8 protein-coding genes and 1 pseudogene are annotated in these 9486 nt (G+C 74.1%); 3 read left to right on the plus strand and 6 right to left on the minus strand.

What is annotated here, in order from left to right:
• The 3 genes and pseudogenes from ACSNOK_RS26025 to ACSNOK_RS26035 form a co-directional block, all read left to right on the plus strand.
• Positions 1 to 195 (plus strand): annotated as a pseudogene (locus ACSNOK_RS26025) (hypothetical protein); the annotation flags it as partial.
• Positions 192 to 641 carry a DUF4439 domain-containing protein gene (locus tag ACSNOK_RS26030; RefSeq protein WP_436783209.1) on the plus strand — a complete coding sequence of 150 codons (450 nt, stop codon included), beginning with the start codon at positions 192 to 194 and terminating at the stop codon, positions 639 to 641. The pseudogene ACSNOK_RS26025 and the gene ACSNOK_RS26030, both read left to right, overlap by 4 nt.
• Positions 642 to 691: 50 nt before the next feature.
• Positions 692 to 1633, plus strand: a complete 942-nt coding sequence (locus ACSNOK_RS26035; RefSeq protein WP_436783210.1) for an aminoglycoside phosphotransferase family protein — start codon at positions 692 to 694, stop codon at positions 1631 to 1633.
• A gap of 553 nt (positions 1634 to 2186) precedes the next feature.
• On the opposite strand, the gene ACSNOK_RS26040 is transcribed toward ACSNOK_RS26035, so the two are convergent.
• From ACSNOK_RS26040 to dxr, 6 genes are all read right to left on the minus strand, one after another.
• Positions 2187 to 3884, minus strand: coding sequence for a proline--tRNA ligase (locus tag ACSNOK_RS26040; RefSeq protein WP_436783211.1), 1698 nt, complete (start codon positions 3882 to 3884; stop codon positions 2187 to 2189).
• A 66-nt stretch (positions 3885 to 3950) separates the two neighbouring features.
• Positions 3951 to 4484: a GNAT family N-acetyltransferase gene (locus ACSNOK_RS26045; protein WP_436783212.1), complete on the minus strand. Its 534-nt coding sequence runs from the start codon at positions 4482 to 4484 to the stop codon at positions 3951 to 3953.
• Between the two features lie 63 nt (positions 4485 to 4547).
• Positions 4548 to 5393, minus strand: a complete 846-nt coding sequence (locus ACSNOK_RS26050; protein WP_436783213.1) for a GNAT family N-acetyltransferase — start codon at positions 5391 to 5393, stop codon at positions 4548 to 4550.
• 130 nt (positions 5394 to 5523) lie between these two features.
• Positions 5524 to 6681: a flavodoxin-dependent (E)-4-hydroxy-3-methylbut-2-enyl-diphosphate synthase gene (ispG, locus tag ACSNOK_RS26055; RefSeq protein WP_436783214.1), complete on the minus strand. Its 1158-nt coding sequence runs from the start codon at positions 6679 to 6681 to the stop codon at positions 5524 to 5526.
• Positions 6682 to 6856: 175 nt separating this feature from the next.
• Positions 6857 to 8158, minus strand: coding sequence for a M50 family metallopeptidase (locus tag ACSNOK_RS26060; protein WP_436783215.1), 1302 nt, complete (start codon positions 8156 to 8158; stop codon positions 6857 to 6859).
• The gene (gene dxr / locus ACSNOK_RS26065) at positions 8155 to 9435 is read right to left on the minus strand and encodes a 1-deoxy-D-xylulose-5-phosphate reductoisomerase (RefSeq protein ID WP_436783216.1); all 1281 of its coding nucleotides are present in this window, start codon (positions 9433 to 9435) and stop codon (positions 8155 to 8157) included. Before dxr ends, ACSNOK_RS26060 begins: the two co-directional genes overlap by 4 nt.
• Between the last annotated feature and the right edge of the window lie 51 nt (positions 9436 to 9486).

The following is a 9486-nucleotide window of genomic DNA, read 5'->3' on the forward strand; positions in this document are numbered from 1 at the left end:
CCTCCCCCAGGGGCCCCGCCCGCCGTCCCGGACGACCCCGACGAGGCGCTCGCCGCGCTCGCCGCCGCCGAGCGCCGTACGGCCGACGGCCGCGGCGCGGCCCTCGCCGACGCACCGCCGGAACTCGCCCGGCTGCTGGCCTCGGTGGCGGCGGCCGGCGCCGCCCACGCCTATCTGCTGGGGGCCGGCGCATGACCGCCCCCGCCGTGCTGACCGCCGCTCAGGCGGCCCTGGCCGCCGAACACGCCGCGGTCTACGGGTACGGCGTGGTGGGCGCCCGCGCCGGGGAGGAGCGGGCACAGGAGGCCCGTGAGGCCTACGAGGCGCACCGCGCCCGGCGGGACGCGATGCGGCGCGCCGTCCGCGACCTCGGCGGCACACCGGCCGCCGCCGACCCGGCCTACGCGCTGCCGTTCCCCGTCCCGGACGCCCCCGCCGCGACGCGGCTGGCGGCGGAGCTGGAGAGCCGGATCGCGGCCGTCTACGCCGACCTGGTCGCGGCGGCGGACGGCGCGCTGCGCGGGGAGGCCGCGGCGGCGCTGCGGGAGGCGGCGGTGCGGGGAACGCGCTGGCGGGGCGGCAGCGTAGCCTTCCCTGGGCTCGCCGCGCGGGCCCCGGCCGGCGGAGCGGACGGCGCCTAGCGCGCGTCCCCGGCCGGCTCCACGGCACGGACGAAAGGGACGGCACAGGGATGGGCCACGCGAACGACCGCCTCGAACCGCCGGAACGGCTGGTCCGCGCCCTGGGCTCCGACCCCGACCCGGCCCGCGCGGAGGCCGCCGGCCGGTGGCTCGCCGGTCTTCCCGCGACGGCCCGCGCATGGCTCGACCGCTGGGAGCTGACACCCGAACGGGTGCAGGCCCCGGGCGGACGGACCGGCCTGGTGGTGCTGGCGCACCAGGCGGACGGCACCCCGGCGGTGCTCAAGCTCCTCCCGCCGGGTGACGCGGCGGCGGCCGAGCACGCCGCGCTGGCGCACTGGGACGGGCTGGGCGCGGTACGGGTGCGGGCGGCGGCCCCGGAGGCGGGCGCGCTGCTGCTGGAGCGGCTGCACCCGGACGTCGGACTGCGGTCGCTCGCGGAGGCGAAGGCGCAGCTGGAGGCGTCGGCGACGCTCCAGCGGCTGTGGGTCGCGCCGCCCGGCGGCACGGTGATCCCCTCCGTGGCGGACCACACGGCCGGCCTCGCCCGCGCCCTGCGCGCCTGGCGCGAGGAGCCCTGGGCGGCGGACGCCCGGGCGCTCGTGGACGAGGCCCTGGAGCTGCGGGAGACGCTGGCCCCGGGCCCGGCCGGGGAGCCGCCGAGCCTGCTGCACGGCGCCTACCACCAGGGCAAGGTCCTGGCCGGCGACCGCCTGCCCTGGCTGGCCGTGGGCCCCCGCCCGCTGACCGGCGAGCGGGCCTACGACCTCGCCCGGCTGGTCCGCGACCGCGCCGACACCCTGCTCGCCTCCCCCGGCGCGGCGGCCACCGTACGCCGCCGGGCGGCCCGCCTCGCGGACGCCTTGGAGGTGGACGCGGACCGGCTGCGCGGCTGGACCCTGTTCCGCGCGGTGGCCGACGGCATGCGGGAACGGGCGTCCGGCGCGGGGAAGGCGGGCGAACTCCTGCTGGAGTTCGCGGCGTTGCTGTAGCGGGGGGCGCGGCGAAGGCCGGGCAGCCCGCGCGCGGCGGCTCCTGGCCCGCGGCCCGGCGCGTGTGCCGCTACACCCCTGCGGCGGCCCGGGACGCGGAACGGCCACACGGCCGGCGGACGACGGATGACGCGGCAGGGCCCCGCGACCACCCGGCAAGCCCTTCCCTCAGCCGAACCCGCGAGGCGGCCGAGCGAGCGCGCCACCGGCCGCCGGCGGGCGCCACCGGCCGGCCCGGACGCGGAACGGCCGTACGGACGACGGACGATGCGGCAGGGGCCCCACCACACCCGCGCGGCCCCACGGCAAGCCCCTCTTCAGCCGAATCCGCGAGGCGAGCGGGCGGGCAACCGGCCGCCGGAGGGTGGCCGGACACGGAACCGCCGTACGGACGACGGCCGACGGGGAAGGGCCCCAGCCCGCGGCCGAGCACCCGGAAGCGACGTTCGTCGGCTGACGCGCCCGCCCCCGGCGGGCGGGGCGCGTATCACCGGCGGGCGCCCCGAACTCCACGCCGGGCGCGCGGCGTTGCCGCACGCCCCTTCCGGTGCGGCTAGCGCAGTGCCGCGACCCGGGCCACCGCCTCGTCCGCCGTCATCTCCTCCCGCTCCCCCGTCCGCCGGTCCCTGAGCTCCACCCGGCCTTCCGGGGCGCCGCGTCCGACGGTCAACAGCGTCGGGACGCCGATCAGTTCGGCGTCGGCGAACTTGACGCCCGCCGAGACGCCCGCGCGGTCGTCGAGCAGGACGCGCACCCCCGCCTCGGCGAGCCGGGCGGCGAGACGGTCGGCCAGTTCGGCCTGGACGGCCTTGCCGGCGACCACGACGTGGACGTCGGCGGGGGCGACCTCGCGCGGCCAGCACAGCCCGCGCTCGTCGAGGGTCTGCTCGGCGAGGGCCGCGACGGCGCGGGAGACGCCGATGCCGTAGCACCCCATCGTCACGCGGACCGGTTTGCCCTCGGGACCGAGGACGTCGAATCCGAAGACGTCGGCGTACTTGCGGCCCAGCCGGAAGATGTGGCCGATCTCGATGGCCCGCCCGAGCCGGAGGCCGGTGCCGCAGCGGGGGCAGGGGTCGCCGGGCTCGACGACGACGGCGTCGAGGTAACGGTCGACGGTGAAGTCCCGGCCGCAGACGACGTTCCGGGCGTGGGTGTCCGGCTTGTTGGCGCCGGTGGTCCAGGCGGTGCCGGGCGCCACCCGGGGGTCCGCCCAGTAGGGGACGGGCAGCTTCTGCGGGCCGACGTATCCGCGCACCAGATCGGGGTGGCGCGCGAAGTCGTCGGCGGTGACGAGCTCCACCTCGGCGGGGGCCAGCCGCTCGGCGACGCGGCCCAGGTCCACCTCGCGGTCGCCGGGCACGCCGATGGCGACGATCTCGCCGTCCACCTTGACGAGGACGTTCTTGAGCACCGCCGAGGCGGGCACGCCCAGGTGGGCGGTGAGGGTGTCGATGGTGGCGGTGCCGGGGGTGTCCAGCTCCTCCAGCGGCCCGTGCCCGCTGGGGTCCGCGGGTTCGACGGCCGTGGTGACCGCCTCCGTGTTGGCGGCGTAGCCGCAGCCCGGGCAGTCGGCGAAGGTGTCCTCGCCGACGGCGGCCGGGGCGAGGAACTCCTCGGAGGCCGATCCGCCCATGGCGCCGGAGACGGCGGAAACCACGCGGTGATCGAGTCCGAGGCGCGCGAAGATCCGCAGGTACGCCTCGCGGTGGCGGCGGTAGGACTCCGCCAGGCCCTCGTCGTCGACGTCGAAGGAGTAGGCGTCCTTCATCAGGAACTCGCGCCCGCGCAGCACCCCGGAGCGGGGCCGGGCCTCGTCGCGGTACTTGGTCTGGATCTGGTAGAGGGTCACCGGCAGGTCCTTGTAGGACGTGCACTGGTCCTTGGCGGTGAGGGTGAAGACCTCCTCGTGCGTGGGCCCGAGCAGGTAGTCGGCGCCCTTGCGGTCGCGGAGGCGGAAGAGGAGGTCCCCGTACTCCGTCCAGCGGCCGCTGGCCTCGTAGGGCTCCCGGGGCAGCAGGGCGGGCAGCAGCACTTCCTGGCCGCCGATGGCGTCCATCTCCTCGCGCACCACACGGGCGACGTTGTCCAGCACCTTCTTGCCGAGTGGCAGCCAGGTCCACACCCCCGCGGAGCTCCGGCGGACGTATCCGGCGCGGACCAGCAGCCGGTGGCCCGGCGTCTCGGCGTCGGCCGGGTCGTCGCGCAGGGTCTTGAGCATCAGGGTGGAAAGGCGCTGAACGGGAGACATGCCCGGAGGCTAGCGGCGGGCCGGGCGGATCTCACCGGGTTTTCCGGGACCGTCCGCCGGGCCGGGTCAGTCGAGCAGCGGCAGTTCCGCTCCCATCACCACGTAGGGGCTGACGGCGCTGGGGAAGACCACCTGCCGGGCCAGGTCCCGGTAGCCGAGCTTGCGGTAGAGGGCGCGGGCCGGGCTCTCCACGTCGATGGCGGAGAGGATGGAGCGGGGTTCCGCCGCGTCCGCCGTGAGCGCGGTGATGAGCGTCCGGCCGATCCGCCGGTTCTGGAAGGCGGGGTGGACGTGCAGTTCGGTGATCACGAAGGTGTCGTCCAGCCACTCCTCGGTCCCCGTGGCCCGCAGATACGGCTCGACCACGGTGGACCACCAGTGCCGGCGGTCGTTGGGCATGCCGTAGACGAAGCCGACGAGCCGCCCGCTTCCGGTCGTCGCGCCGAGGGCCCGGGCGCCGGGATTGGTGAGGTGGCGGAGCACGATGTGGCGCCGGACGCCGACCTCTTCGGCGGTGAGCCCGAAGGCCACGGCCTGCACGGCCAGCGCGTCGTCGACCCGGGCGGCGAGGTCGAGCGGGCCGACCACGATGTCATCCATGCCGGGAGGCTACCCGGCCGGCCGGTCTTCCCGACGGGCCCGCCGCCCGGGGACCGGAGCGGGTCAGAACAGCACGCTCATGAAGGCGCCGATCTCCCGGAAGCCGACCCGGCGGTAGGTGGCGCGCGCGGCCGCGTTGTAGTCGTTGACGTAGAGGCTGACCACCGGGGCGACCTCGCGGAGCGCGTGGTCGAGCACGGCGGCCATGCCGGTCACGGAGAGGCCGCGGCCCCGGTGTTCGGGGGCGACCCAGACGCCCTGGATCTGGCAGGCGCGGCCGGTGGCGGCGCCGATCTCCGCTTTGAAGACGACCTTGCCGTCCTCTATGCGGGCGAACGACCGCCCCGAGCCGACGAGTTCGGCGACGCGCGCCTGGTAGAGCAGCCCGCCGTCGCCGGCCAGCGGCGAGACGCCGACCTCCTCGGTGAACATGGCGACGCACGCCGGGAGGATCAGCTCCATCTCGTCCTTGCGGACGCGGCGGACCAGCGGGTCGGGGTCGACGTCGGCGGGCATCGAGCGGGTGACCATGAGCGGCTGGTGGGCGCGGACCTCGCGGGCCGGTCCCCAGTGGGGCTCCAGCAGCGCCCAGAGGGCGGCGGTGGGTTCGGCGGGGCCGACGATGGAGGAGCAGCGGCGGCCGGCCCGGCGGGCGCGGTCGGCGAAGGCGCGGACGGCCTCGGGGCCGGCGCAGATGGGGACGAGGTTGGCGCCGGCGTAGCAGAGCGCCTCCAGGCGCCCGTGGACGTACCAGCCCCACATCTCGCCGCCGAGCCGCCAGGGGTCGAGGCCGGCGACCTGGACCCGGGCGGCGACGAAGGCGTTGGCGACGGGGTCGCGGTCGAGCACCGCGAGGGCGGCGTCGAGATCGCCGGGTTCCAGGACCTTGGTCGTGGTCGTCGTCAACACGTGTGGGGTGCCTCACCGTCGCGGCCCGAGGCCAGGAAAACAGATTCCTGGCACTTTACCTCTCCGGTTCGGCGCTTACCCCGTCGCGGCGGGAGGACCGTGGCCGTCCCGCCGCGGGGCCGGGCGTGGCTCAGCCGGCGATGCTGACCTGGGGCTCGCCGGAGGGGATGCCGTCCTTCTCCATCTGGGCGGCGATCTTCATGGCCTCTTCGATGAGGGTCTCGACGATCTTCGACTCGGGGACGGTCTTGATGACCTCGCCCTTCACGAAGATCTGTCCCTTGCCATTGCCGGACGCCACACCCAGGTCCGCCTCACGCGCCTCACCCGGACCGTTGACCACACAGCCCATCACGGCGACCCGCAGCGGCACCTCCATGCCCTCCAGGCCCGCCGTCACCTCGTCCGCCAGCTTGTACACATCCACCTGCGCCCGCCCGCACGACGGACACGAAACGATCTCCAGCCGGCGCTGCCGCAGATTCAGCGACTCCAGAATCTGGATACCGACCTTGACCTCCTCCGCCGGCGGCGCCGACAGCGAGACGCGGATGGTGTCGCCGATGCCCTCCGACAGCAGCGCGCCGAAGGCCACCGCCGACTTGATCGTGCCCTGGAACGCCGGACCCGCCTCCGTCACCCCCAGGTGCAGCGGGTAGTCGCACTGCGCGGCGAGCTGGCGGTAGGCGTTGACCATCACGACCGGGTCGTTGTGCTTGACCGAGATCTTGATGTCCCGGAAACCGTGCTCCTCGAACAGCGACGCCTCCCACAGAGCCGACTCCACCAGCGCCTCCGGCGTGGCCTTGCCGTACTTCCGCAGCAGACGCCGGTCCAGCGACCCCGCGTTCACTCCGATCCGGATCGGGGTGCCGGCCTCGGAAGCCGCCTTCGCGATCTCCTTGACCTTGTCGTCGAACTGCTTGATGTTCCCCGGATTCACCCGCACCGCCGCACAGCCCGCGTCGATCGCCGCGAACACGTACTTCGGCTGGAAGTGGATGTCCGCGATCACCGGGATCTGCGACTTCGCCGCGATCACCTTCAACGCGTCGGCGTCGTCCTGCGTCGGACACGCCACCCGCACGATCTGGCAGCCGGAAGCCGTCAGCTCCGCGATCTGCTGCAGCGTCGCACCGATGTCCGACGTCCGCGTGGTCGTCATCGACTGCACCGACACCGGCGCGTCCCCACCCACGGCCACGGATCCGACCTGGATCTTGCGGCTGACGCGGCGGTCGGCGAGCTTGGTCGGAACGGACGGCATTCCCAGCGAAATCGCGGTCATCTGGCGAGCAACCCCAAGGTCTGAATCATGGTCCCGAGATCGGCGGGCTCCGGTCTCCGAGATTACGGCAAGCGCCTCCCCGGAAGCACATCCCGCCCCGAACACCGCGCGAACGAGCGGTGACGGACACGTTGTGCACCAGAGGGGCACAGAGCGGGGCGGACCCCCGCGTTCCCTAGGTAAGGCGCACGGGATTCACCACATCGGCCACCAGGACGAGCAGCGTGAAGCAGATGAAGATCCCCGCGACGACGTAGGCGACCGGCATCAGCTTGGCCACGTCGAAGGGGCCCGGGTCCGGGCGGCGGAACAGCTTGGCGAACATCCGGCGCACCGACTCCCACAGGGCGCCGGCGATGTGCCCGCCGTCCAGCGGCAGCAGCGGCAGCATGTTGAACAGGAACAGCGAGAGGTTGAAGCCGGCCACCAGGTACAGCATCAGCGCGACCTGCTGGGACGGCGGGATGTTGAGGGTGAACACCTCGCCGCCGACCCGGGCCGCGCCGACGACGCCCATCGGGGAGTCGGCCTTGCGCTCGCCGCCGTCGAAGGCCGCGTTCCAGAGGTCGGGGATCTTGCCGGGCAGCGCCACCAGGGACTCGACGCCGGACTGGACCATGTCGCCCATCCGGTCCACGGACTGGCCGAAGGACTGCCGGACGACACCGCCGGCGGGCGCGAAGCCCAGGAAGCCGGCGGTGACGTACTCGCCCCGGACGGGGTTGCCGTCGCCGTCGTACTTCTGCACCTGGTTCTCGATCAGGTTCGCGTGCAGGTCGAGGCGCTTGCCGTCGCGCTCGACGGTGATCGTGGCCGGTCCGGTGGTCTTCCGGATGTCCTTCTGGATGGTCTTCCAGTCGGGCGTCGGATGGCCGTTGAAGGCGACGATCTTGTCCTTGGCCCGCAGCCCGGCCGCGTTGGCCGGGGACTTCGGGGCGTTCTTCGGGCAGGTGTCGGTGGCGCTGGAGGCCTTGACGACGCAGTCCTGGACCGAGCCGACCTGAGTCGTCTCGGTGCGGATGCCGAAGGTCATCAGCACGCCAAGGAACAGCGCCACGGCGAGGACCAGGTTCATGAACGGCCCGGCGAACATCACGATCACGCGCTTCCAGGGCTTGCGCGTGTAGAAGAGCCGGCTCTCGTCGCCGGGCCGGAGCTCCTCGAACGCCGCCGACCGGGCGTCCTCGATCATGCCGCGCCAGGGGGACGTGGAGCGGGCCGCGATCTTGCCGTCCTCGCCGGGCGGGAACATCCCGATCATGCGGATGTAGCCGCCGAGCGGGATGGCCTTGATGCCGTACTCGGTGTCGCCCTTCTTCCGGGAGAAGATCGTCGGGCCGAAGCCGACCATGTACTGCGGCACCCGGATGCCGAACATCTTGGCGGTCGACAGGTGGCCCAGTTCGTGCCAGGCGATCGAGAACAGCAGGCCCACCACGAAGACGACTATCCCGAGGACCGTCATCAGAAGGGTCATGCGCGGGCCTCCGAGGTCGCTCCGGCCGTACGGACCGCGGTTGCCGTACGCGCCACCAGTTCGCGGGCCCGGGCGCGGGCCCAGGTCTCCGCCTGCAGGACGTCCGGGACCGTGAGGAGGGTTCCCCGATCGGGGGTGCCGTGCTCCGCGACGACCTCGGCGACGGTGTCCACGATGCCATTGAACGGCAGGCCGCCGGAGAGGAACGCGTCGACGCACTCCTCATTGGCGGCGTTGAAGACGGCCGGGGCGGTGCCGCCCAGGGCGCCGACGTGCCGGGCCAGCGCGACGGAGGGGAAGGCGTCCTCGTCGAGCGGGAAGAACTCCCAGGTGGACGCCTTCGACCAGTCGAAGGCCGGGGCGGCGTCCGGCACCCGCTCGGGCCAGCCCAGGCCGATGGCGATCGGGCCGCGCATGTCCGGCGGGGTGGCCTGGGCGAGGGTGGAGCCGTCCGTGAACTCCACCATGGAGTGCACGTACGACTGGGGGTGGACGACGACCTCGATGCGGTCGAACGGGATGTCGTAGAGCAGGTGGGCCTCGATCACCTCCAGGCCCTTGTTGACCAGCGTCGCGGAGTTGACCGTGATGACCGGGCCCATGGACCAGGTGGGGTGCGCCAGGGCGTCGGCCGGGGTGACGGCGGCCAACTGCTCCTTGGTGCGCCCCCGGAACGGGCCGCCGGAGGCGGTGACGACCAGCTTGCGGACCTCGCCGCGGGCGCCGCCGAGCAGCGCCTGGAACAGGGCCGCGTGCTCGGAGTCGACCGGGACGATCTGCCCGGGCTTGGCGACGGCCTTCACCAGCGGACCGCCGACGATCAGCGACTCCTTGTTGGCCAGCGCCAGCGACCGGCCGGCCTCCAGGGCCGCCAGCGTCGGCGCCAGGCCGATGGAGCCGGTGATGCCGTTGAGGACCGTGTGGCACTCGCTCCGGGCCAGCTCGGTGGCCGCGTCCGGGCCCGCCAGGACCTCGGGCAGCGGCCGGGCGCCGTAGCGGGCGGCCAGCGCCGCCCGCAGGGCCGGTGCCGTGTCCTCCCGCGCCACGGCGACCGCGCGCACGTCCAGCCGGTGCGCCTGCTCGGCGAGCAGCTCGACCCGGCCGCCGGCGGCGGACAGGGCCGTCACCCGGAACCGGTCGGGGTTGCGCAGCACGAGGTCGACGGCCTGGGTCCCGATCGAACCGGTGGAACCGAGGATCACGATCTCGCGCGGACCGCCGCTCCGGTACGTGGGGACGGAGTAGCGCAGATGCGGGTCAGCGAGGGAGTCGGTCATCCCCCCATTGTGGGGGCTGCGGCGGTCCGGGCGGGCGGAGGGGCCGGGGCC

Origin of the sequence: Streptomyces sp. URMC 126 (assembly GCF_051386555.1) — a bacterium.
Taxonomy (GTDB): domain Bacteria; phylum Actinomycetota; class Actinomycetes; order Streptomycetales; family Streptomycetaceae; genus Streptomyces.